The sequence below is a fragment of the Yersinia canariae genome, assembly GCF_009831415.1.
In the GTDB taxonomy this organism is placed as follows: Bacteria; Pseudomonadota; Gammaproteobacteria; order Enterobacterales; family Enterobacteriaceae; genus Yersinia; species Yersinia canariae.
Genome location: NZ_CP043727.1, coordinates 4,297,222 through 4,320,909 on the forward strand (window position 1 = coordinate 4,297,222; position 23,688 = coordinate 4,320,909).

Here is a 23,688-nt window from a genome sequence, read left to right on the forward strand (position 1 = left end):
TTGTCTAATTTTGTAGGGTTTAATAACGGACTCAGGCCAGTAATGCGTAGCCCGGTAAGGTCAGGAAGTCGATAAGCTCGTCTTGTGTTGTAATCCGCTCCATCAGACGTGCGGCTTCTTCAAACCGCCCGCCATCAAAACGCTCTGCACCAAGTTCAAACTTCACTACCTGCATTTCCTCACTCAACATGCTTCGGAACAGCTCTTTCGTCACCGTCTGGCCATTGCTCAGGCTTTTCTGGTGATGTATCCATTGCCAGATAGAAGTACGGGAAATCTCTGCCGTCGCGGCATCCTCCATCAGGCCATAAATCGGCACGCAACCATTGCCAGATATCCATGCTTCAATGTATTGCACCGCCACCCGAATATTCGCTCGCATCCCTGCTTCGGTGCGTTCACCAGAGCAAGGCTCCAATAATTCAGCGGCGGCAATCGGTTTATCTTGCTCGCGACTAACGTCTAATTGATTTGGTCGGTCGCCCAATACCTTGTTAAAGACTTCCATCACTGTGTCAGCAAGCCCTGGGTGAGCGACCCATGTGCCATCATGACCATTGCTGGCTTCTAACTCTTTGTCTGCACGGACTTTATCCAATACCTGCGCATTTATGACGGGATCTTTATTCGGGATAAATGCCGCCATGCCCCCCATCGCCAAAGCACCACGTTTATGGCAGGTTTTTATCAGTAAACGGGAGTAAGCACTCAAGAACGGCTTATTCATAGTGACCGATTGGCGATCGGGTAACACGCGATCAGCATGGTTTTTCAGTGTTTTGATATAGCTGAAGATATAGTCCCAGCGGCCACAATTGAGGCCCACAATATGATGGCGCAGGTGATAAAGAATCTCATCCATTTGGAATACCGCAGGTAACGTCTCAATTAATACCGTGGCTTTGATGGTGCCTTGCGGTAAGTCGAAACGCTGCTCGGTAAAGGTGAAAACATCACTCCACCACGCGGCTTCTTGGTAAGACTGCATCTTTGGCAGATAAAAGTATGGGCCACTACCATTGGCAAGTAATTGCTTATAGTTATGATAGAAATACAAAGCAAAATCGAACAGGCCACCTGGGATTGGCTCCCCCTGCCACGTCACATGTTTTTCCGGTAAGTGCAGGCCACGAACCCGTGCAATCAGTACCGCAGGATTAGGTTTAAGCTGATAAATTTTGCCGGATTCATTTGCATAGGAAATCGTCCCTTTCACCGCATCATGCAGGTTAATCTGACCATCAATGACTTTGTCCCAGCTTGGGGCCAGTGAATCTTCAAAATCAGCCATAAAGACTTTCACATTGGCATTAAGGGCATTAATCACCATTTTGCGCTCAACAGGCCCGGTAATCTCAACACGGCGATCACGTAAGTCAGCAGGAATTCCCTGGATTTTCCAGTTACCATCACGAATGGAATTAGTTTCCGAAATAAAATCCGGCAATGCGCCTTGATCTATCTTTTTTTGCCACGATGCCCGTGCTGCAAGGAGCTCGCTGCGAGATCGTGCAAATCTCGGCACCAATTCTGTTAAGAATTCGATAGCTTCATCCGGCAAAACCTGTCGCTCTGCAGCAGTAAATTGCTGTGTGAAAACTAACTCCGTGCCAACCAACTGTTGTGTCATTTCCCTTCCCCTTCCCAATCTCACGACTTTCACATCAACGCTAATGTAGCGTCATTCTTGGATTCGTATCGGGTAATGCGTTCCAACCAGAAATTGAAGGCCAGATTTTATGGTTACTTTTCACCCCGACAGAACTAAGAATAATCAATTAATTTAGAAAATCAAAAACGATTTCCATTTTTATTTAAAATAATTATTTAATCTTTAATTATCATATTGTTAACATAATGATAAATATTAGGCGGATAGGAACTGACTTCCATTAGTTATTTTTTTGCATGATAACTTATTGTTTAATAAAGAGATCAGACCAGTTTACATGAGGGAAATAGGCTCCATCAGAGCCAAAAACAGAAAGGCGGCCTCGATTCAGCCGCCTTTGTTAACATTAAAAGAGAGGAAATATCAGTCGAGGGTAGGATTCATATGGCGCAAATCAAATGGCGTGATTTGGTAAACGTAGTAGTTTAACCAATTAGCAAACAACAGATGCCCGTGGCTGCGCCAGGATGCTTTTGGTGGTAATGAAGCATCATCATTGGGGAAATAATTGAGCGGAACTTGAGGGTTCAGACCCGCGGCCAGATCCCGTTGATATTCACCGGCAAGGGTATCAACATCATATTCAGGGTGGCCCGTGACAAACGCAACTCGCTTATCTTTACTGGCAAACAGATATGCCCCCGCTTCTTCCGATGAGACCAGAATGTCCAAATCCGTGTATTGCTGGAGCACTTCAACGGGGAAATCTGCATAGCGGGAATGGGGGGCCAAGAATGTCTCATCAAACCCGCGCGTGAGGAGGGCCAGTGGTTTCTCTGTCTGGTGCGGGTAAATACCTGAGAGCTTAGTCTCGCGCGTCATCTTAGGGATACCGTATAAGATATTTAATGCCGCCTGTACCGCCCAACACACAAACAAGGTCGAAGTAACATGATCTTTTGCCCAGGCAATAATGCGCTCAATCTGTGGCCAATAAGCAACATCACAGAAATCGACCAACCCCAGCGGAGCCCCTGTCACAATCAAACCATCAAAGTTTTGCTCCTGAATATCCTCAAAATCACAATAGAAGTTGTTCAGATGTTCCGCAGGTGTATTTTTTGACTCGCGGCTGTCAATCCGCAGTAATTGAATATCAATCTGTAGAGGCGAGTTAGAGAGTAAACGCAGGAATTGATTTTCCGTCTCAATTTTTTTAGGCATCAGATTCAAAACCAACACCTTCAGGGGCCGAATTTCCTGAGTTTTCGCACGCGATGAGGTCATGACAAAAACATTCTCATTACGCAAGAAACTCACCGCAGGTAATTCATCAGGAACCCGAATTGGCATGCCTATATCCTCAATATATCCGTTTATACGTTTAGACTTCTAGATGCCCGAAGATAGCGGGTTTTCAGTAAAAAGTCGAGCAATCTGAGACAACCTGAAAATGTTTCATTGCTGATGATTTCAGCATCTAGAGTGTAGCAAACGGCCAATATTTATTTTATATATGATAGAAATGCAAAAACCCCCTGTATCAACAGAGGGTTAGGGAGTATTTATCAATATGATATGATTTTTAATGAATGATATGAAAATACTGATCAGCCAATCTATAGGCCACTGACACTTTATCAAAAGGTAGAAATATAGATATTTACTGAAAAGCTGAAAAGCAAAAACCCCACGCTTTTGGCATGGGGTCTTTACTTGATTTGATACCTGGCAGTGTCCTACTCTCGCATGGGGAGACCCCACACTACCATCGGCGCTACGGCGTTTCACTTCTGAGTTCGGCATGGGGTCAGGTGGGACCACCGCGCTATTGCCGCCAGGTAAATTCTTTTCTACAACTACCGAACTTTAACCCATGTAACTGGTGCTGATACCCAGAGTCGAACTGGGGACCTCACCCTTACCAAGGGTGCGCTCTACCAACTGAGCCATATCAGCAACTAAATTTGATGCCTGGCAGTGTCCTACTCTCGCATGGGGAGACCCCACACTACCATCGGCGCTACGGCGTTTCACTTCTGAGTTCGGCATGGGATCAGGTGGGACCACCGCGCTATGGCCGCCAGGCAAATTCTGTCTAAACTAACCCGCTATGTAATCCTACACACAGCCAGCCAGCCCAATCTCGGAACGTCGCTGAAAATCTCTCTCAAACACAAAACACCTTCGGTGTTGTAAGGTTAAGCCTCACGGATCATTAGTACTGGTTAGCTCAATGCATCGCTGCACTTACACACCCAGCCTATCAACGTCATAGTCTTTAACGTTCCTTCAGGGGGCTTAAAGCCCCAGGGAAGACTCATCTCGAGGCAAGTTTCCCGCTTAGATGCTTTCAGCGGTTATCTCTTCCGAATTTAGCTACCGGGCAATGCCATTGGCATGACAACCCGAACACCAGTGATTCGTCCACTCCGGTCCTCTCGTACTAGGAGCAGCCCCTCTCAATCTTCCAACGCCCACGGCAGATAGGGACCGAACTGTCTCACGACGTTCTAAACCCAGCTCGCGTACCACTTTAAATGGCGAACAGCCATACCCTTGGGACCTACTTCAGCCCCAGGATGTGATGAGCCGACATCGAGGTGCCAAACACCGCCGTCGATATGAACTCTTGGGCGGTATCAGCCTGTTATCCCCGGAGTACCTTTTATCCGTTGAGCGATGGCCCTTCCATTCAGAACCACCGGATCACTAAGACCTACTTTCGTACCTGCTCGAGCCGTCACTCTCGCAGTCAAGCTAGCTTATGCCTTTGCACTAACCTCACGATGTCCGACCGTGATTAGCTAACCTTCGTGCTCCTCCGTTACTCTTTGGGAGGAGACCGCCCCAGTCAAACTACCCACCAGACACTGTCCTCACCCCGGATCACGGGGCCGAGTTAGAACATCAAACATTAAAGGGTGGTATTTCAAGGTTGGCTCCACGCAGACTGGCGTCCACGCTTCGATGCCTCCCACCTATCCTACACATCAAGGCTCAATGTTCAGTGTCAAGCTATAGTAAAGGTTCACGGGGTCTTTCCGTCTTGCCGCGGGTACACTGCATCTTCACAGCGAGTTCAATTTCACTGAGTCTCGGGTGGAGACAGCCTGGCCATCATTACGCCATTCGTGCAGGTCGGAACTTACCCGACAAGGAATTTCGCTACCTTAGGACCGTTATAGTTACGGCCGCCGTTTACTGGGGCTTCGATCAAGAGCTTCGCCTTGCGGCTGACCCCATCAATTAACCTTCCAGCACCGGGCAGGCGTCACACCGTATACGTCCACTTTCGTGTTTGCACAGTGCTGTGTTTTTATTAAACAGTTGCAGCCAGCTGGTATCTGCGACTGGCTTCGGCGCCGAGAGCAAGTCTCTTTACCTAATGCCAGCGTGCCTTCTCCCGAAGTTACGGCACCATTTTGCCTAGTTCCTTCACCCGAGTTCTCTCAAGCGCCTGAGTATTCTCTACCTGACCACCTGTGTCGGTTTGGGGTACGATTTAATGTTACCTGATGCTTAGAGGCTTTTCCTGGAAGCTTGGCATCAACTACTTCATCACCGTAGTGACTCGTCATCACACCTCAGCGTTGATAAGCAACCGGATTTACCAAGTCGCTCCGCCTACATGCTTAAACCGGGACAACCGTCGCCCGGCTAGCCTAGCCTTCTCCGTCCCCCCTCGCAGTAACACCAAGTACAGGAATATTAACCTGTTTCCCATCGACTACGCTTTTCAGCCTCGCCTTAGGGGTCGACTCACCCTGCCCCGATTAACGTTGGACAGGAACCCTTGGTCTTCCGGCGTGCGGGCTTTTCACCCGCATTATCGTTACTTATGTCAGCATTCGCACTTCTGATACCTCCAGCAACCCTCACAGGTCACCTTCAACGGCTTACAGAACGCTCCCCTACCCAACAACACCTAAGTGTCGCTGCCGCAGCTTCGGTGCATGGTTTAGCCCCGTTACATCTTCCGCGCAGGCCGACTCGACCAGTGAGCTATTACGCTTTCTTTAAATGATGGCTGCTTCTAAGCCAACATCCTGGCTGTCTATGCCTTCCCACATCGTTTCCCACTTAACCATGACTTTGGGACCTTAGCTGGCGGTCTGGGTTGTTTCCCTCTTCACGACGGACGTTAGCACCCGCCGTGTGTCTCCCGTGATAACATTCTTCGGTATTCGGAGTTTGCATCGGTTTGGTAAGTCGGGATGACCCCCTAGCCGAAACAGTGCTCTACCCCCGAAGATGAGTTCACGAGGCGCTACCTAAATAGCTTTCGGGGAGAACCAGCTATCTCCCGGTTTGATTGGCCTTTCACCCCCAGCCACAAGTCATCCGCTAATTTTTCAACATTAGTCGGTTCGGTCCTCCAGTTAGTGTTACCCAACCTTCAACCTGCCCATGGCTAGATCACCGGGTTTCGGGTCTATACCTTGCAACTAGACGCCCAGTTAAGACTCGGTTTCCCTACGGCTCCCCTATTCGGTTAACCTTGCTACAAAATATAAGTCGCTGACCCATTATACAAAAGGTACGCAGTCACACCACGAAGGTGCTCCCACTGCTTGTACGTACACGGTTTCAGGTTCTATTTCACTCCCCTCGCCGGGGTTCTTTTCGCCTTTCCCTCACGGTACTGGTTCACTATCGGTCAGTCAGGAGTATTTAGCCTTGGAGGATGGTCCCCCCCATATTCAGACAGGATGTCACGTGTCCCGCCCTACTCATCGAGTTCACAGCAAGTGTGTTTTTGTGTACGGGAGTATCACCCTGTACCCTGCGACTTTCCAGACGCTTCCACTAACACACAAACTGATTCAGACTCTGGGCTCCTCCCCGTTCGCTCGCCGCTACTGGGGGAATCTCGGTTGATTTCTTTTCCTCGGGGTACTTAGATGTTTCAGTTCCCCCCGGTTCGCCTTGCATGGCTATGTATTCACCATGCAATAGTGCAACGAATTGCACTGGGTTTCCCCATTCGGGTATCGTCGGTTGTAACGGTTCATATCACCTTACCGACGCTTTTCGCAGATTAGCACGCCCTTCATCGCCTCTGACTGCCTAGGCATCCACCGTGTACGCTTAGTCGCTTAACCTCACAACCCGAAGGTGTCTTTACAGACATCGTCGTATTGCGATCATTTGAGAGACTCTAATACAGGTTAATCCTTATCTCAGTAAATCTACGGAGAGATAAGTTTCAGCTGTATTGTTTCAATTTTCAGCTTGTTCCAGATTGTTAAAGAGCAATATTTCACAACACACTGAGTCTTACGACCGCAGTACGTTTTGAAATAATTTTTTATATGGTGGAGCTAAGCGGGATCGAACCGCTGACCTCCTGCGTGCAAGGCAGGCGCTCTCCCAGCTGAGCTATAGCCCCATATAAAAAGCAAATCACCTTATTGCTGCAACTCATTTTCAGACAAGGCACAGATACGCGACGTTTATTGTTATAAACGAGTGTGACTGTAACGCAGTATGGGGATGAGTTGGTGGGTCTGAGTGGACTTGAACCACCGACCTCACCCTTATCAGGGGTGCGCTCTAACCACCTGAGCTACAGACCCAACAAGGTACTAAAGCCCGACTAATTTCTCAGCCCGGCCTTATTTGCTCGTTACTTTCTATCAGACAATCTGTGTGGACACTGCGCAATGCGTATCGTTAGGTAAGGAGGTGATCCAACCGCAGGTTCCCCTACGGTTACCTTGTTACGACTTCACCCCAGTCATGAATCACAAAGTGGTAAGCGCCCTCCCGAAGGTTAAGCTACCTACTTCTTTTGCAACCCACTCCCATGGTGTGACGGGCGGTGTGTACAAGGCCCGGGAACGTATTCACCGTAGCATTCTGATCTACGATTACTAGCGATTCCGACTTCATGGAGTCGAGTTGCAGACTCCAATCCGGACTACGACAGACTTTATGTGGTCCGCTTGCTCTCGCGAGTTCGCTTCACTTTGTATCTGCCATTGTAGCACGTGTGTAGCCCTACTCGTAAGGGCCATGATGACTTGACGTCATCCCCACCTTCCTCCGGTTTATCACCGGCAGTCTCCTTTGAGTTCCCACCATTACGTGCTGGCAACAAAGGATAAGGGTTGCGCTCGTTGCGGGACTTAACCCAACATTTCACAACACGAGCTGACGACAGCCATGCAGCACCTGTCTCACAGTTCCCGAAGGCACTAAAGCATCTCTGCTAAATTCTGTGGATGTCAAGAGTAGGTAAGGTTCTTCGCGTTGCATCGAATTAAACCACATGCTCCACCGCTTGTGCGGGCCCCCGTCAATTCATTTGAGTTTTAACCTTGCGGCCGTACTCCCCAGGCGGTCGACTTAACGCGTTAGCTCCGGAAGCCACGCCTCAAGGGCACAACCTCCAAGTCGACATCGTTTACAGCGTGGACTACCAGGGTATCTAATCCTGTTTGCTCCCCACGCTTTCGCACCTGAGCGTCAGTCTTTGTCCAGGGGGCCGCCTTCGCCACCGGTATTCCTCCAGATCTCTACGCATTTCACCGCTACACCTGGAATTCTACCCCCCTCTACAAGACTCTAGCTTGCCAGTTTCAAATGCAGTTCCCACGTTAAGCGCGGGGATTTCACATCTGACTTAACAAACCGCCTGCGTGCGCTTTACGCCCAGTAATTCCGATTAACGCTTGCACCCTCCGTATTACCGCGGCTGCTGGCACGGAGTTAGCCGGTGCTTCTTCTGCGAGTAACGTCAATCACTGCGGTTATTAACCACAATGCCTTCCTCCTCGCTGAAAGTGCTTTACAACCCGAAGGCCTTCTTCACACACGCGGCATGGCTGCATCAGGCTTGCGCCCATTGTGCAATATTCCCCACTGCTGCCTCCCGTAGGAGTCTGGACCGTGTCTCAGTTCCAGTGTGGCTGGTCATCCTCTCAGACCAGCTAGGGATCGTCGCCTAGGTGAGCCGTTACCCCACCTACTAGCTAATCCCATCTGGGCACATCCGATGGCGTGAGGCCCTAAGGTCCCCCACTTTGCTCTTGCGAGGTCATGCGGTATTAGCTACCGTTTCCAGTAGTTATCCCCCTCCATCAGGCAGTTTCCCAGACATTACTCACCCGTCCGCCGCTCGCCGGCGAAGTAGTAAACTACTTCCCGCTGCCGCTCGACTTGCATGTGTTAGGCCTGCCGCCAGCGTTCAATCTGAGCCATGATCAAACTCTTCAATTTAAGATTTGTTTGATTTGCTACTAATGAAAGTAGCGATGCTCAAAGATTACTTTCTGCAAATATGCATTCGAACCGAGGTTCAAATGTGTACTGCTTTGGTCACTCTTCAAGACTTTGATATTGCTTTTGCCTGTCGAAACAGGCTTCGATATCGTCTTGCGAGTGCCCACACAGATTGTCTGATAAATTGTTAAAGAGCAGTGCGTTATCAACCGGTGGTTGGTAACGCGAGGTGCGCATATTACGCTTTCCTCATTCAGAGTCAACTACTAATTTCGTTGATTTTCTCTGTTCTCTCTGCCGGTCACTTAACTACTTGATTCGTTGTGTGCCGTCTCGATGGATGCGCATTATAGGGAGTTCTCCGCCGCCCGCAACCGCTAATTTCAATAAAAATGACTGTTTGCTGCATTCCACAGCAAAACCCCGCCTTATACCCTGTTGTACACAAACTTATCCACAGATTGAAACTGAACTTAAAATTGACGAGCATCGCGCAATCGTTTTCGCTACAATTCCCCGCGTCGAAAAAGAGTGACCTCGTTGGCAAAATATCGAAGGTATGAGGTGGTTTTTTATAAAATGAGGAAATACGGCGCGTAATAAAGCGTATTTTGGTTCTGTTAAGGGCTTATTCTCGTATAAAAGTCACTACTGGCTGGTGTGGCCCCTCTGTTGGGACGTTATTTGAATCTGTTTTTCTCTTTATATCGCTATATAGATAGAAGAGATTCATGTAACGCTCTATTGATTGCGAAGAACAACTGCGACTCCAAAGCCAAGGGATAAAACCATGCAACAACGCCGCCCAATCCGCCGTGCTCTACTCAGTGTATCTGACAAAGCCGGTATCGTTGAATTCGCCACTGCACTTTCACAACGTGGTATCGAGTTACTTTCTACTGGCGGAACTGCCCGCCTGTTGGCTGATGCTGGCCTGCCAGTCACCGAGGTTTCTGACTATACCGGTTTCCCGGAAATGATGGATGGACGCGTTAAGACTTTACATCCTAAAGTGCATGGCGGCATTTTAGGCCGCCGCGGTAAGGATGACGGCATCATGGCTCAACATAACATTCAGCCAATTGATATTGTGGTCGTTAACTTATATCCATTCGCCCAGACTGTCGCCCGCCCAGATTGCTCACTGGAAGATGCCGTTGAGAATATTGATATCGGTGGCCCAACCATGGTGCGCTCTGCAGCCAAGAATCATAAAGATGTCGCCATTGTGGTTAAAAGCAGTGATTACCCGGCCATTATTGCCGAGCTGGATGAGAATGACGGCTCATTGACCTACCCAACCCGTTTCGACCTGGCAATTAAAGCTTTTGAACATACCGCCGCTTACGACAGTATGATTGCGAACTACTTCGGCGCGCTGGTGCCACCTTACCATGGTGATACCGAGCAACCATCAGGCCGCTTCCCTCGCACCCTGAATCTTAACTATATCAAGAAGCAGGATATGCGTTACGGTGAGAACAGCCACCAGCAAGCCGCCTTCTATATAGAAGAAGATGTTAAAGAGGCATCCGTTGCTACTGCAACTCAGTTGCAGGGTAAGGCCCTGTCCTATAACAACATCGCCGATACCGATGCTGCGCTTGAGTGTGTAAAAGAATTCGGCGAACCGGCATGTGTGATTGTCAAGCATGCCAACCCGTGTGGCGTGGCTATTGCTGACTCTCTGCTGGCAGCTTATGACAAAGCTTATAAAACCGACCCAACTTCTGCTTTCGGCGGCATCATTGCCTTTAACCGCGAGTTGGATGCTGAGACAGCCAGCGCTATTATCAGCCGTCAGTTCGTTGAAGTAATTATCGCCCCTTCCGTCAGTGTGGAAGCATTGGCGCTATTAGCCGCTAAACAGAATGTCCGCGTTCTGACCTGCGGTCAGTGGCAAGAACGTTCTGCTGGTTTGGACTTCAAACGTGTCAATGGCGGGCTGTTGGTGCAAGACCGCGATTTGGGCATGGTGACTGAGGCGGATTTGCGGGTGGTTTCCAAACGCCAGCCGACCGAACAAGAGCTGCGTGATGCCCTGTTCTGCTGGAAAGTGGCCAAGTTCGTTAAATCTAATGCCATTGTTTATGCGCGGGACAATATGACTATCGGAATAGGCGCAGGCCAAATGAGCCGTGTGTATTCGGCCAAAATAGCCGGTATCAAGGCGGCAGATGAAGGTTTGGAAGTCGCGGGTTCAGCCATGGCTTCTGATGCTTTCTTCCCATTCCGTGACGGTATTGATGCTGCCGCTGCTGTTGGTATCACCTGTGTCATCCAACCGGGCGGTTCAATTCGTGACGATGAAGTTATTGCCGCAGCGGATGAACACGGAATTGCGATGATATTTACTGACATGCGCCATTTCCGTCATTAATTAAACCTCTTATATAAGTGGGATGCGTGCTCAGGCACCTGTCCCATGGAGCTATCCAGATGAATATTTTGATTATTGGCAATGGCGGACGTGAGCATGCTTTAGGCTGGAAAGCCGCGCAGTCGCCTTTAGCGGATAAAATTTATGTCGCGCCAGGTAATGCCGGAACGGCGTTAGAGTCTGGTTTAGAAAATGTGGATATCGCCGCCACTGATATTGCGGGTTTATTGGCGTTTGCTCAGAGCCACGACATCGGCTTGACCATCGTTGGCCCAGAAGCGCCGCTGGTTATCGGTGTGGTCGATGCTTTCCAGGCGGCGGGCCTGACAATCTTTGGCCCGACACAAGCGGCTGCCCAGTTGGAAGGTTCTAAAGCTTTCACCAAAGATTTCCTCGCGCGCCACAATATTCCAACCGCGTTTTACCAAAACTTCACCGAGGTAGAACCGGCTATAGCTTATGTCCGCAAAATTGGGGCTCCCATCGTCATTAAAGCTGATGGTTTGGCGGCGGGAAAAGGTGTGATAGTCGCAATGACGCAGGAAGAAGCGGAAACTGCGGTCCATGACATGCTGGCTGGCAATGCATTTGGTGATGCTGGCCATCGTATCGTGGTGGAAGAGTTTCTCGACGGCGAAGAAGCCAGCTTTATTGTGATGGTTGACGGCGAAAACGTGTTACCGATGGCCACCAGCCAAGACCACAAACGTGTTGGCGATGGTGATACCGGCCCGAATACCGGCGGCATGGGCGCTTATTCTCCGGCACCAGTTGTTACTGATGAAGTTCATCAGCGGGTAATGGATCAGGTTATCTGGCCAACCGTGCGCGGTATGGCGGCGGAAGGCAATGTTTATACTGGCTTCCTTTATGCTGGCCTGATGATTTCTGCTGATGGGCAACCCAAAGTCATTGAATTCAACTGCCGCTTTGGCGACCCAGAAACGCAACCAATTATGCTGCGCATGCGCTCAGATTTAGTTGAGTTATGTTTAGCTGGCGCACAGGGCAAATTGAATGAGAAAACCTCTGATTGGGATGAACGCCCGTCCCTGGGTGTTGTGCTGGCCGCTGGCGGCTATCCGGCTGATTACCGCCAAGGTGATGTTATTCATGGGTTACCACAGCAAGAAGTGGCTGACGGGAAAGTATTCCATGCCGGAACCAAGCTAGATAACCACAATAATGTTGTGACTAGCGGTGGGCGCGTATTGTGTGTCACAGCACTCGGGGCAACAGTTGCACAGGCACAGCAACATGCTTATAAGCTTGCTGAGAATATTCAGTGGGAAGGTGCTTTCTGCCGTAAAGATATTGGCTACCGGGCGATTGCCCGCGAAAAATAATCTGGTTGCATCTTTCTGTACCCAATAAATTTCAAGAGACAGCAAGCAGCAACTGCTCAGAGATGAGGTCCATGGATGGGCCGAGTCACGAGAACTGCGATTAAAAAATGGCGGATATCTGGAGGCGGCGTGTTGTGCCCCACAATCTTACAAACTGCCGGATTTAGGTTCCCAGTGACAAAAGTCCTGATTAGCCACCAACAATAATTGCTGACCTTCCGGTGAATCCAACCACGCGATACCTAGAGCTTCTGCACTATTTGCGCCGCGTTTGCTTAACCATGCTTGCGAATTATCATCAAGACTCAGGCGTGATGTCTTCCCGGCACAGGTTGTCACAAGACCGTCCTGCCAACGCCCCTGAATTAACCGGACATTGCCAGCGCGCAGCGCACTGCTCAGTTCCAGAATCCGCTTAGCTTCCAACTGATAAACCGCAATATTATCCACAGAAAGTTGCTCACGCCGTGTTGCCAGTTGGCGTTGCATAAAACTAACCTGTCCTTGCTCATCAAAACGTAATTCGACACTTTGCGGGTCATGACCCAAGTCATTGCGCCGGATTTCCCGTAGCACACCATTTTGATATTCGTAGAAAGTCACGCGGGTATTGTCCCCAAAGTAGGGGCTGTAGACACTCATCAGCACTTGTGGCTGCTGCTGTTCATTATCCTGACGCCATAAGCGAACCACACCGCTATCGGCAATATAACCGCTGGCACTGAATTGGGGAGGACCTGACTGACTGCTACAGGCGCTGAGACCTAAGGCCAAACCGAGGGTCATCAGCACCCGCTGCATAAACAAAAGGGGCTTTGCCACCCCCCTGCTTATTATTTTTACTGACACACTATTAAGATTTAACAGAATCTTTCAGTGCTTTACCAGAAACAAACGCTGGCACATTAGCTGCAGCAATTTTGATTTCTTTACCAGTTTGTGGGTTGCGGCCAGTGCGCTCATTACGATGGTTTACTTTGAAAGTACCGAAACCAACCAATTGTACTGGATCACCATCTTTCAGAGATTCGGTAATTGCAGCCAGTGTGGACTCCAAAGCAGCTTTTGCTTGTGCTTTAGAAAGGTCCGCTTTGTCCGCGATTACGTCAATCAGTTGAGTCTTATTCATAAGTTATCCTTACAGTGTGTTTATCGTTTGCAAAGCATCAAGTGCGACGGATATGCCGATTGACAGCACTCTCCTGCATACACGCACCGATAGCCACTTTTTTTCGCCCCCCAAATGTAGAACAGACAGGGGGCAGATGTGAAGCCTTAAGACGTGACAAATCAGGCGTTAAATCACGTTTTCTTGTCTTATTGCGTTAAATTTATGCCAATGTTGCTAACGGCCGCTTCCCGTAGGTCAGAACGTAGCCCTTTGATCAGATCTAAGTCGCGCTCTTCGCAGTCAGCTAACAGACGGAAAATCTCCCATTGGATATCCCATTCTTCTTCAATCGCGGGCAAGATTTTCAGTTCTTCATCAGTCATTTCTTTACCGGCTAACGTCATCTCCAACATCGCAACGGTGCGAATTGACGCTTCACTGATAGCGATGGCATGTTCCAGTGTTTCACCACTCAAACGCGAATGAATAGCTTCACCCAATGCAATACACGCATCAATAGCCGGATAAACGCCGTAGATAGCATAGTCATCAGCAGAAGGAATTGCCTCTTCCAGCTTCTCTAATTGACTATCAAAATTTACTTTGGCGTCTTTTACGACCAATGTTTCCCAGATAAGGTCCAGAATACGTCGGTAAACGGCCGGATCACCAAACTCGGTTTCCAGACAAAATTGCTGATAGTTGGGATACATCCGCTCGCACAGGCAGGCCATGAAAGTCAGATGTTGCCAACTTTCCAGCTTTTCGAGACGTAGATGAATCGGATTACGTATCATGATGAGTTCTCATTATTCATTATCTGCGCGGCAGTGTACCCGAAATTAAATCATATCCCTATGCTTGCCAAGCAAATCAGGATTTTTCCCCATCCATCGCTGAAATTGCGGGCGGTTTGAAGCGATTGCATCCGCCCAACGTGTCGGTTCCGGCAAACGGTAACCCGCCATGCAATGCTGAACCCACTCTAATGCGCTGCCAACACTCACCCGGTGGCCGGGTGAAATAAATAGCGGATTACAACGGGTTTTGCTGCGCCATACCCAACCTAGCTGCTCATCGGCATCAACCAACGGCTGTAATGCACCATTATCATTGCCTAACGGCTCAAAATGCCCGCACAGACGGCTTTTAGCAACACCAATGGTCGGGACATCAACCAGCAAGCCAAAATGGCTGGCAACCCCTAAACGGCGAGGATGCGCAATACCCTGCCCATCAACAAAGACCAGTTGAGGCCGTTGTTGTAACTGCTCCCAAGCAGCTAATAATGCAGGATATTCACGAAAAGAGAGTAAACCGGGGATATACGGGAGTGAAGTTGCCACGCGGGCAACCTGATATTCGACCAATTCTAGCGAGGGGTAACGCAAAATAGCAATAGCAGCACGGGTCACTTCCCCCTGCTGCTCAAAACCCACATCTGCCCCAGCAATAAAGCGTACGGACTCATTTGCGATATCATCTTGAAGACTAATTTCAGATGCGCGTTGAAGCTGTTCTGCCCGTAATGCTTTGGTGTCTACCATCTGGTAACCCGTTCTCGATATTAGTTTTTTGCGATAGTCATGCTTGATGGTAAGGCTGTGATAACGCATGCACCGCCTTAACAAAAGCACCCGCATGTTCTGGCGGAACATCCTGATGGATACCATGGCCCAGATTAAATACATGCCCTTCACCCTGACCGAAACTGGCCAGAATCGTGCTGACTTCCTGCTCAATACGCGCAGGTGATGCATAAAGGATGGACGGGTCCATATTGCCTTGTAGAGCAACTTTGTCGCCCACACGGCGACGCGCATCGGCAATATCCGTGGTCCAATCCAGGCCCAAAGCATCACAACCGGTGGCGGCCATCGCCTCCAGCCATTGCCCACCCCCTTTAGTGAACAAGGTCACTGGCACTCGCCGCCCATCATTTTCACGGATCAGGCCATCAACGATTTTATGCATGTAATTCAAGGAGAACTCAACATAATCGCGACCGGTCAGGACGCCACCCCAAGTATCAAAGACCATCACAGATTGCGCGCCAGCTTTAATTTGAGCATTGAGATACAAAATGACACTGTCAGCCAGCTTATCCAGCAACAAATGCAAAGTCTGCGGCTCGGCATACATCATTTTTTTCAGTTTAGTAAAGGCTTTGCTACTTCCGCCTTCAACCATATAGGTCGCCAGTGTCCATGGGCTACCGGAGAAACCTATTAATGGCACCGCACCGGCCAACTCACGGCGAATTGTTCTCACCGCATTCATGACATAACCCAATTCCTGTTCAGGATCGGGAATGGGCAGTTTTTCAACATCTGCGCGGCAAGTGATCGGAGATTGAAAACGCGGGCCTTCGCCGGTTTCAAAATAAAGCCCCAGCCCCATGGCATCAGGAATGGTCAGAATGTCTGAAAATAAAATCGCCGCATCCAGCGGATAACGACGCAATGGTTGCATCGTCACTTCACAGGCCAATTCAGCATTTTTGCACAGCGACATAAAATCCCCGGCAATAGCACGGGTGGCTTTATATTCTGGCAAATAGCGACCTGCCTGGCGCATCATCCACACCGGAGTCACATCTACCGGCTGGCGTAATAAGGCACGCAGATAACGATCGTTTTTCAACTCATTCATGACAAAGCTCCCTTGATTATCTACCCGCATTGTAGCATGCCAGATAATACTTTCCTGTTGTGGCTAAAGAGGGTTTTTTAGCTATTGGCTGGCATCTTCCTGCTCTTCGCGACATAAAACAACGGTATCTTCAATCAGTCGACGTGCCACGGTGCCTGGCGGCGGCAGTAAGGGTAATTGGTCATAGCGATACCAACCGGCATTCAGTAGCTCTTTAGGATCATGACGCAGCTCACCGCTATCATACTCCGCCATAAAGGCCATCATCAGTGAATGTGGGAATGGCCACGGCTGTGACGTCACATAACGCAAGTTTTTAATGTGGATATTACTTTCTTCCAACACTTCACGGGACACCGCCTGTTCCAGCGTCTCCCCCACTTCTACAAACCCGGCTAACACCGTGTTAATACCACCACGATGACGAACATGCTGTGCCAATAAAATCTCATCACCACGGCGAATGGCAACAATCACGCAAGGGGCGATTTGGGGGTAATAGCGCTCACGACAGTGATTGCACAGGCAAGCCCACTCAGTGCGGCTGGCATGCATTTGATGCCCACAATAGCCACAATAGCGGTGAGAGCGGTAAAACTCGGCTAATTGCACTCCCCGGCCCGCTAGTTGAAACAAACCGCGATCCACATCTAATAATTGCCGCACTGACCCCATATCCGCAGACATCATCTGGCGAATAAGCCAAACCGCCTGCCCTTGCCATTCACCTATCTGCCTTGCGGTTGCGCCCTGTAATGACCAATTGGCCGCATTACCTTGTGGTAACTCCCCTTTTGGTAACCATAATTTATTTTCATGGCTGACAATCCACCAGCCACTTTCTTTACCTGTAAGTTGTAGTTCCATATCGTTGTTGCACAACCTCGACTTCACTGGCAATCTAGAATCTGGCTTGTTACATTTTTGTAACCCATTATTACTACACGGAGTCGATCTCATGCTCAACCGACTGGAAAGCCTGACTCAACGCGTTGGCGGCAGTAATGAATTAATTGATCAATGGCTTCATGCACGTAAAGAACTTTTGGTCTCGTATTGCACAGTGATCGGTATTAAGCCGCAAAAAGAAAAGCATACCCCGCTTAATGAAAAAGCGCTGGAGAACTTTTGTCATAATCTGGTGGATTATCTCTCCTCTGGGCATTTCAATATCTACGACAGAATTATCAAACAGGTGGAAGGTGCATCCAGCCCGAAAATGGCTCTGACGACCAAAGTTTATCCTGCCTTAAAAAATAACACTCAAACTATCATGGCTTTCCATGATCGTTATACAAACATTGAGATCGATGACGATAGCTGTACAGAGTTTCAACAAGCTTTATCCGATATCGGCGAAGCGCTTGATGCCCGTTTTCGGCTGGAAGATCAATTAATTCAATGGGCGGCTGAATCCTGGCAAGCCGCCCAGCCGGTGGTTCAAGAGGGGCAAGTAAAATAGCGCCCTGATCAGCACAGGCTTGTAGTTTTAATTCAACCTCGTATAGTAAGGACTCTTGTCGGAGTGCCTAGCGCCTGTTTTCTTCGGAAAGCAAACGCAGGCTGAGACCGTTAATTCGGGATCCGCGGAACCTGATCGGGTTAATACCCGCGAAGGGAACAAGAGTAATTTATCGCTACAGGCCCGTCTCCTCTCCTTTAACAGGTGGCTGCCGGTCACTGGCCAACATCGTTACTCCCGCCAAGCTCCAGACAAGCAATTTTCCCTATAAACCACACTGGTAGGAATTTGCTATGTCTAATAATACAACTCAAAACTCATTACTCCCGCGTAAAGCTGTACCCCGTAAACAAGTGCGCGAAGAGGCGCAACAATTTATCGATACCTTGCAAGGCGTGACTTTCCCCAACTCGCAACGCATTTATCTGCAAGGCTCACGGCCCGATATTCAAGTTCCCATGCGCGAGATCCTACTCAGCCCGACATTGATAGGCGGCAGCAAAGACACTCCGAGTTATGAAAATAACGAAGCCATTCCCGTTTATGACACCTCCGGTTCTTATGGCGATCCGAGCGCCAAACTGGATGTCCATGCTGGCTTACCTAAGTTGCGCGCAAGCTGGATAGCAGACCGCCAGGATACCGAAGCACTGACCTCCGTCAGTTCCGGCTTTACCCAACAACGGCTAGCTGACGAAGGGTTGGATCATTTGCGTTTTGAACATCTCCCACGGCCTAAAAAAGCGATTGACGGCAAATGTGTCACACAATTGCATTACGCCCGAGCCGGTAAAGTGACGCCGGAGATGGAATTTATCGCCCTGCGAGAAAATATGGGTCGCGAGCGGATTCGCGGTGAAGTATTGCGCCACCAGCATCCGGGGCAAGCCTTTGGTGCTAACTTGCCGGAAAACATCACGCCGGAGTTTGTTCGCCAAGAAGTGGCCGCCGGTCGGGCCATTATTCCCGCCAATATTAATCATCCCGAATCTGAGCCAATGATTATTGGCCGTAATTTTTTAGTGAAAGTGAACGCCAACATCGGCAACTCTGCCGTGACCTCTTCCATTGAAGAAGAAGTGGAAAAGCTGGTGTGGTCTACCCGCTGGGGGGCTGACACGGTGATGGACCTGTCCACGGGCCGCTATATTCATGAAACTCGTGAATGGATTCTACGTAACAGCCCGGTTCCGATTGGCACCGTACCCATCTATCAGGCGCTGGAGAAAGTCAATGGCGTGGCGGAAAACCTAACCTGGGAAATATTCCGCGACACTCTGCTAGAGCAGGCTGAACAAGGTGTTGATTACTTTACTATTCATGCTGGTGTGCTGCTGCGCTATGTACCGATGACCGCCAAACGGCTGACTGGCATTGTCTCCCGTGGCGGGTCAATTATGGCGAAATGGTGCCTTTCCCATCATCAGGAAAATTTCCTGTATCAACATTTCCGTGAAATTTGCCAAATTTGCGCCGCCTATGATGTTTCATTATCACTGGGGGACGGCCTGCGCCCCGGTTCTATTCAGGACGCCAATGATGAAGCCCAGTTCGCTGAGTTACATACCTTGGGCGAATTGACCAAAATTGCCTGGGAATATGACGTGCAGGTGATGATTGAAGGCCCAGGACATGTGCCGATGCAGATGATTCGCCGCAATATGACTGAAGAACTGGAGCATTGCCACGAAGCGCCGTTTTACACCTTAGGCCCATTGACCACCGATATTGCTCCCGGCTATGACCATTTCACCTCCGGTATTGGAGCCGCCATGATTGGTTGGTTTGGTTGCGCCATGCTGTGTTATGTCACCCCCAAAGAACATCTTGGCCTACCCAATAAAGATGATGTGAAGCAAGGGCTTATCACCTATAAAATTGCGGCCCATGCGGCAGATCTGGCGAAAGGCCACCCCGGCGCGCAGATCCGCGATAACGCCATGTCAAAAGCCCGTTTCGAATTTCGTTGGGAAGATCAGTTCAATTTGGCCCTCGATCCCGAAACCGCCCGGGCTTATCACGATGAAACCCTGCCACAAGAGTCGGGCAAAGTCGCTCACTTCTGCTCAATGTGTGGGCCGAAATTCTGCTCCATGAAGATTTCGCAAGAAGTGCGTGATTATGCTGCGAAACAAGAGCTGGCGGCAGCACAAGAAGCAGCCGCTCAGCCAATAGAGATCCTGCAATCCGGTATGGAGCAGATGTCGGCCGAGTTCCGCTCCCGTGGCAGCGAGCTGTACCACAGCCCCGCCAATCTGAAAGCGGAGGCGAATAATGAGCCCGTCTGATAATACATTATTTTCTGCTGAAAAAGGCTTTCCAGAGGAAAAACAGCGGCTTGGCCTTTATCCCGTTGTCGATTCGTTACTTTGGATTGAACGGCTGCTGTCGGTGGGCGTAACCACTATCCAATTGCGTATTAAGGATTTGGATGATGCGCAAGTGGAACAAGATATTGCCGCAGCAATTGAATTGGGCAAACGCTATCAGGCACGCCTATATATCAATGACTATTGGCGATTGGCGATTAAACATGGCGCTTATGGTGTTCATCTGGGGCAGGAGGATCTGGAAACCACTGATTTAGCAGCCATTCAACAAGCTGGATTACGGCTGGGTATTTCCACCCACGATGAGCATGAGCTGGCAATCGCCAAGGCTGTGCGGCCTTCCTATATCGCGATGGGGCATATTTTCCCCACTCAGACCAAACAGATGCCGTCATCCCCTCAGGGGCTGGCGGTACTCAAACAAATGGTCGACCACACTCCAGATTACCCCACTGTCGCTATTGGCGGCATCAGTATTGAGCGAGTCCCCGCCGTATTGGCTACCGGAGTGGGCAGTGTGGCGGTGGTCAGCGCGATTACTCAGGCCGATGACTGGCAGCGGGCAACAGCACAATTGCTGCACCTGATAGAGGGTAAGGAGCTGGGTGATGATAAATAAGCATGAGCTGAGTGACAGTGAATTCTTGCGCTATAGCCGCCAATTATTGCTGGAAGATATTGGTCCTGAGGGGCAGTTGAAGCTGAAAAATGCCAGCGTATTGATAATCGGCCTAGGTGGTCTGGGGTCTCCCGCCGCACTTTATTTGTCAGCTGCGGGTGTTGGCCGCTTATTATTGGCTGATGATGACCAACTAGAATTGACAAATTTACAGCGCCAAATCCTGTATCGCACCACAGATATCAGCCATCCCGCAGCGGGAAATACAAATAAGGCTCAATTAGCGCAACGCCATCTGCAAAACCTCAATCCATTGATTGAAGCTATCGTATTTGATACGCGGCTGACCGGAGAAACACTCATTGAGGCCGTGGCAGGGGTAGATTTGGTGCTTGATTGCAGTGACAACATGGAAACTCGTCATCAGGTAAACGCGGCTTGCTTCGCGGCACAAAAACCTTTAATCAGCGGCAGCGCAGTCGGGTTCAGTGGGCAGTTGTTAGTGATTGAACCGCCCTATTCCCAAGGTTGTTACGCCTGTCTTTATCCTGATAAAGAGCTGCCGCAGCGCAACTGTCGTACCGCCGGTGTATTGGGGCCAGTTGTGGGCATTATCGGGACACTGCAAGCGCTTGAGGCCATTAAAATGCTGGCCGGGCTCGCCTCGCCATTAAGTGGGAAATTGCGTTTATTCGATGGTAAGCAACACAGTTGGAGCACCCTACAACTCACGCAAGCCCCCGATTGCCCTGTCTGTGGAGGTGGGCTGTGACAATCCATCACATGCGCCTCATGCTCAATGACCAACTCGTTGAAATAGAGAGCAATATCACCGCCGACAAGCTGCTCCAACAACTGAATCGCCACCAGCCGGGTACTGCGCTGGCTGTTAATCAAGTCATCATCCCTCGAACTGACTGGGAAAAGTGTCAGTTGCACGAGGGAGATGACATTTTGCTATTCCAAGCAATTGCCGGGGGCTGACATGCTGAAAATCGCCGATACCACTTTTACCTCACGTTTATTTACCGGTACGGGCAAATTTGCCACGGCTGAATTGATGCTGGAAGCATTGCGAGCCTCCGGTTCGCAATTGATTACCATGGCCATGAAGCGGGTGGATCTTCAGGCCGGTAACGATGCTATTCTGGCCCCGCTGCGCCAATTGGGTGTGCGCTTACTGCCAAATACATCCGGAGCGAAAACCGCACAAGAGGCCGTTTTTGCCGCACGTCTGGCACGCGAAGCACTGGGCACCCATTGGGTAAAATTGGAAATTCATCCTGATGTGAAATACTTGCTGCCCGACCCAATAGAAACCCTCAAAGCCGCCGAAATTCTAGTGAAAGAGGGTTTTGTTGTTTTGCCTTACTGTGGCGCAGACCCAGTATTGTGCAAGCGACTGGAGGAAGCAGGCTGCGCCGCCGTTATGCCGTTAGGGGCACCGATAGGTTCAAATTTAGGATTACGCACCCGCGACTTTCTGCAAATCATTATTGAACAGGCCAAAGTGCCGGTGGTGGTCGATGCCGGAATTGGTGTGCCCAGTCATGCTCTTGAGGCAATAGAACTGGGCGCAGATGCTGTTTTGGTGAATACCGCCATTGCTGTTGCCCGCTCGCCAGTGCAAATGGCCCATGCTTTTCGCTTAGCGGTGGAGTCCGGCGAGTTGGCGCGCCAGGCCGGATTTGGCCCTGCAAATCAACTGATGCAGGCCACTGCCACCAGCCCACTGACCAGTTTTCTTAGCCAGCTTGAGGAAGAAAATCATGTCTGAAGATTTTAGTCAGCACTGGCAGCGGTTGGATTGGGATGATATCTCGCTGCGCATCAACAGCAAAACGGCCACAGATGTTGAGCGAGCGATTAGTGCCGTCAAACCCACTCGCGAAGATCTCATGGCATTGATTTCACCTGCCGCCTCGGCCTATCTGGAACCTATGGCGCAGAAAGCTCAACAACTGACCCGCCAACGATTTGGCAACACTGTCAGTTTTTATGTCCCGCTCTATCTTTCGAATTTGTGCGCCAATGACTGTACTTATTGTGGTTTCTCGATGAGTAATCGCATCAAGCGCAAAACCTTGGATGAAGCTGAAATCATTCGTGAATGTGAAGCCATCAAAGCATTGGGTTTCGAACACTTACTACTGGTTACTGGTGAACATCAGGCAAAAGTCGGAATGGATTATTTTCGGCGTCATTTCCCGACGATCCGCAGTAAATTCAGCTCATTGATGATGGAAGTCCAGCCATTGGCAGAAGAAGAGTATGCGGAGCTCAAAACACTGGGATTGGATGGCGTGATGGTTTATCAAGAAACCTATCATCCGGCCACTTATCAACAGCACCATTTGCGCGGCCATAAACAGGACTTTCACTGGCGACTGGCAACCCCGGATCGCTTGGGGCGCGCGGGGATCGATAAGATCGGATTAGGTGCTTTGATTGGCCTGTCAAACAGTTGGCGCACTGACTGCTACATGCTGGCGGAGCATCTGTTTTATCTGCAACAAACTTACTGGCAGAGCCGCTATTCAATCTCTTTCCCACGGTTACGGCCGTGTGCCGGAGGTATTGAACCCGCCTCTTTGATGAGTGAATCGCAATTACTGCAACTGATTTGTGCTTTTCGCCTGTTTGCTCCTGATGTGGAATTGTCACTTTCAACTCGCGAATCGCCTTTCTTCCGCGATAATGTGATTCCAGTGGCGATTAATAGTGTCAGCGCGGGTTCAAAAACTCAGCCGGGAGGATATGCAGATAATCATCCCGAACTTGAACAGTTTGCTCCACATGATAATCGCACTCCTGAGCAGGTTGCACAGGCATTAACGCTGGCAGGGCTACAACCCGTTTGGAAAGATTGGGATCGTCATTTAGGCCGTCCGCTGCAATAGGTTTTTCATTTTTATCCTGAAAAATAAGCAAAAAAAAACCGCCCCGAAA

The 23,688-nt window shown here is 49.7% G+C and carries 18 protein-coding genes, 3 tRNA genes, 4 rRNA genes and 1 riboswitch; of the genes, 9 read left to right on the forward strand and 16 right to left on the reverse strand.

The genetic code is table 11. From position 1 onward, the window contains the following. Nucleotides 1–31 precede the first annotated feature (31 nt). The 10 genes from aceB to F0T03_RS21495 all read right to left on the reverse strand — a co-directional run bounded on the left by aceB (nt 32) and on the right by F0T03_RS21495 (nt 9,076). The gene (aceB, locus tag F0T03_RS19635) at nt 32–1,630 is read right to left on the reverse strand and encodes a malate synthase A (RefSeq protein WP_159680214.1); all 1,599 of its coding nucleotides are present in this window, start codon (nt 1,628–1,630) and stop codon (nt 32–34) included. A 405-nt stretch (nt 1,631–2,035) separates the two neighbouring features. Then, complete coding sequence (gene metA / locus F0T03_RS19640; protein ID WP_145555879.1) at nt 2,036–2,965, reverse strand: homoserine O-acetyltransferase MetA; 930 nt, start codon at nt 2,963–2,965, stop codon at nt 2,036–2,038. A gap of 373 nt (nt 2,966–3,338) precedes the next feature. Further along, nucleotides 3,339–3,454, reverse strand: a 5S ribosomal RNA gene (gene rrf, locus F0T03_RS19645). A gap of 41 nt (nt 3,455–3,495) precedes the next feature. After that, nucleotides 3,496–3,571, reverse strand: a tRNA-Thr gene (locus F0T03_RS19650). A 13-nt stretch (nt 3,572–3,584) separates the two neighbouring features. Then, nucleotides 3,585–3,700 (reverse strand): 5S ribosomal RNA (rrf, locus tag F0T03_RS19655). A gap of 109 nt (nt 3,701–3,809) precedes the next feature. Then, nucleotides 3,810–6,717: ribosomal RNA gene (locus F0T03_RS19660) — 23S ribosomal RNA — on the reverse strand. Nucleotides 6,718–6,928: 211 nt separating this feature from the next. Beyond that, nucleotides 6,929–7,004: transfer RNA gene (locus F0T03_RS19665), tRNA-Ala, on the reverse strand. Nucleotides 7,005–7,114: 110 nt separating this feature from the next. Then, nucleotides 7,115–7,191, reverse strand: a tRNA-Ile gene (locus F0T03_RS19670). Between the two features lie 102 nt (nt 7,192–7,293). Beyond that, nucleotides 7,294–8,836, reverse strand: a 16S ribosomal RNA gene (locus tag F0T03_RS19675). Together the 16S, 23S and 5S rRNA genes with 3 tRNA genes alongside form the textbook arrangement of a ribosomal RNA operon. A 99-nt stretch (nt 8,837–8,935) precedes the next feature. Then, entirely contained in the window at nt 8,936–9,076 is a 141-nt protein-coding gene (locus F0T03_RS21495) for a hypothetical protein (RefSeq protein WP_162526989.1), read from the reverse strand. Nucleotides 9,077–9,629: 553 nt separating this feature from the next. Between F0T03_RS21495 and purH the strand changes: the two genes are divergently transcribed. Together purH and purD are read left to right on the forward strand one after the other, a co-directional pair. Continuing rightward, nucleotides 9,630–11,219, forward strand: coding sequence for a bifunctional phosphoribosylaminoimidazolecarboxamide formyltransferase/IMP cyclohydrolase (gene purH, locus F0T03_RS19685; RefSeq protein ID WP_145553687.1), 1,590 nt, complete (start codon nt 9,630–9,632; stop codon nt 11,217–11,219). A gap of 59 nt (nt 11,220–11,278) precedes the next feature. Next, a complete protein-coding gene (purD, locus tag F0T03_RS19690; RefSeq protein ID WP_159680216.1) occupies nt 11,279–12,565 on the forward strand; it encodes a phosphoribosylamine--glycine ligase in 1,287 nt (428 codons plus the stop codon). Between the two features lie 147 nt (nt 12,566–12,712). On the opposite strand, the gene F0T03_RS19695 is transcribed toward purD, so the two are convergent. The 6 genes from F0T03_RS19695 to nudC form a co-directional block, all read right to left on the reverse strand. Continuing rightward, the gene (locus F0T03_RS19695) at nt 12,713–13,366 is read right to left on the reverse strand and encodes a DUF1481 domain-containing protein (protein ID WP_159681020.1); all 654 of its coding nucleotides are present in this window, start codon (nt 13,364–13,366) and stop codon (nt 12,713–12,715) included. Between the two features lie 52 nt (nt 13,367–13,418). Further along, nucleotides 13,419–13,694 carry a nucleoid-associated protein HU-alpha gene (gene hupA, locus F0T03_RS19700; RefSeq protein WP_004876782.1) on the reverse strand — a complete coding sequence of 92 codons (276 nt, stop codon included), beginning with the start codon at nt 13,692–13,694 and terminating at the stop codon, nt 13,419–13,421. A gap of 188 nt (nt 13,695–13,882) precedes the next feature. After that, nucleotides 13,883–14,473 carry a YjaG family protein gene (locus F0T03_RS19705; protein ID WP_145553683.1) on the reverse strand — a complete coding sequence of 197 codons (591 nt, stop codon included), beginning with the start codon at nt 14,471–14,473 and terminating at the stop codon, nt 13,883–13,885. A 45-nt stretch (nt 14,474–14,518) separates the two neighbouring features. Continuing rightward, complete coding sequence (nfi, locus tag F0T03_RS19710; protein ID WP_145553681.1) at nt 14,519–15,223, reverse strand: deoxyribonuclease V; 705 nt, start codon at nt 15,221–15,223, stop codon at nt 14,519–14,521. Between the two features lie 37 nt (nt 15,224–15,260). Next, nucleotides 15,261–16,328: a uroporphyrinogen decarboxylase gene (hemE, locus tag F0T03_RS19715; protein ID WP_145553679.1), complete on the reverse strand. Its 1,068-nt coding sequence runs from the start codon at nt 16,326–16,328 to the stop codon at nt 15,261–15,263. Between the two features lie 81 nt (nt 16,329–16,409). Continuing rightward, the gene (gene nudC, locus F0T03_RS19720) at nt 16,410–17,195 is read right to left on the reverse strand and encodes an NAD(+) diphosphatase (protein WP_145553677.1); all 786 of its coding nucleotides are present in this window, start codon (nt 17,193–17,195) and stop codon (nt 16,410–16,412) included. A gap of 91 nt (nt 17,196–17,286) precedes the next feature. On the opposite strand from nudC, the gene rsd reads away from it, so the two are divergent. The 7 genes from rsd to thiH all read left to right on the forward strand — a co-directional run bounded on the left by rsd (nt 17,287) and on the right by thiH (nt 23,639). Beyond that, entirely contained in the window at nt 17,287–17,790 is a 504-nt protein-coding gene (gene rsd / locus F0T03_RS19725) for a sigma D regulator (protein WP_159680218.1), read from the forward strand. Between the two features lie 49 nt (nt 17,791–17,839). After that, a riboswitch (TPP riboswitch) is annotated at nt 17,840–17,965 on the forward strand. A 118-nt stretch (nt 17,966–18,083) separates the two neighbouring features. After that, nucleotides 18,084–20,078 carry a phosphomethylpyrimidine synthase ThiC gene (gene thiC / locus F0T03_RS19730; protein WP_159680221.1) on the forward strand — a complete coding sequence of 665 codons (1,995 nt, stop codon included), beginning with the start codon at nt 18,084–18,086 and terminating at the stop codon, nt 20,076–20,078. Beyond that, complete coding sequence (gene thiE, locus F0T03_RS19735) at nt 20,065–20,739, forward strand: thiamine phosphate synthase (RefSeq protein ID WP_159680224.1); 675 nt, start codon at nt 20,065–20,067, stop codon at nt 20,737–20,739. The genes thiC and thiE overlap by 14 nt, the downstream gene beginning before the upstream one ends. Continuing rightward, on the forward strand, nt 20,729–21,511 hold the full coding sequence (locus F0T03_RS19740; RefSeq protein WP_145553670.1) for a HesA/MoeB/ThiF family protein: 783 nt from the start codon (nt 20,729–20,731) through the stop codon (nt 21,509–21,511). The genes thiE and F0T03_RS19740 overlap by 11 nt, the downstream gene beginning before the upstream one ends. Nucleotides 21,512–21,522: 11 nt before the next feature. Continuing rightward, the gene (gene thiS / locus F0T03_RS19745) at nt 21,523–21,723 is read left to right on the forward strand and encodes a sulfur carrier protein ThiS (protein ID WP_374757561.1); all 201 of its coding nucleotides are present in this window, start codon (nt 21,523–21,525) and stop codon (nt 21,721–21,723) included. Nucleotide 21,724: 1 nt separating this feature from the next. Then, nucleotides 21,725–22,516 (forward strand): thiazole synthase, encoded by a 792-nt coding sequence (locus F0T03_RS19750; RefSeq protein WP_159680227.1) that lies wholly within the window; start codon nt 21,725–21,727, stop codon nt 22,514–22,516. Next, nucleotides 22,509–23,639, forward strand: coding sequence for a 2-iminoacetate synthase ThiH (gene thiH, locus F0T03_RS19755; RefSeq protein WP_159680230.1), 1,131 nt, complete (start codon nt 22,509–22,511; stop codon nt 23,637–23,639). The genes F0T03_RS19750 and thiH overlap by 8 nt, the downstream gene beginning before the upstream one ends. Nucleotides 23,640–23,688: the final 49 nt, after the last annotated feature.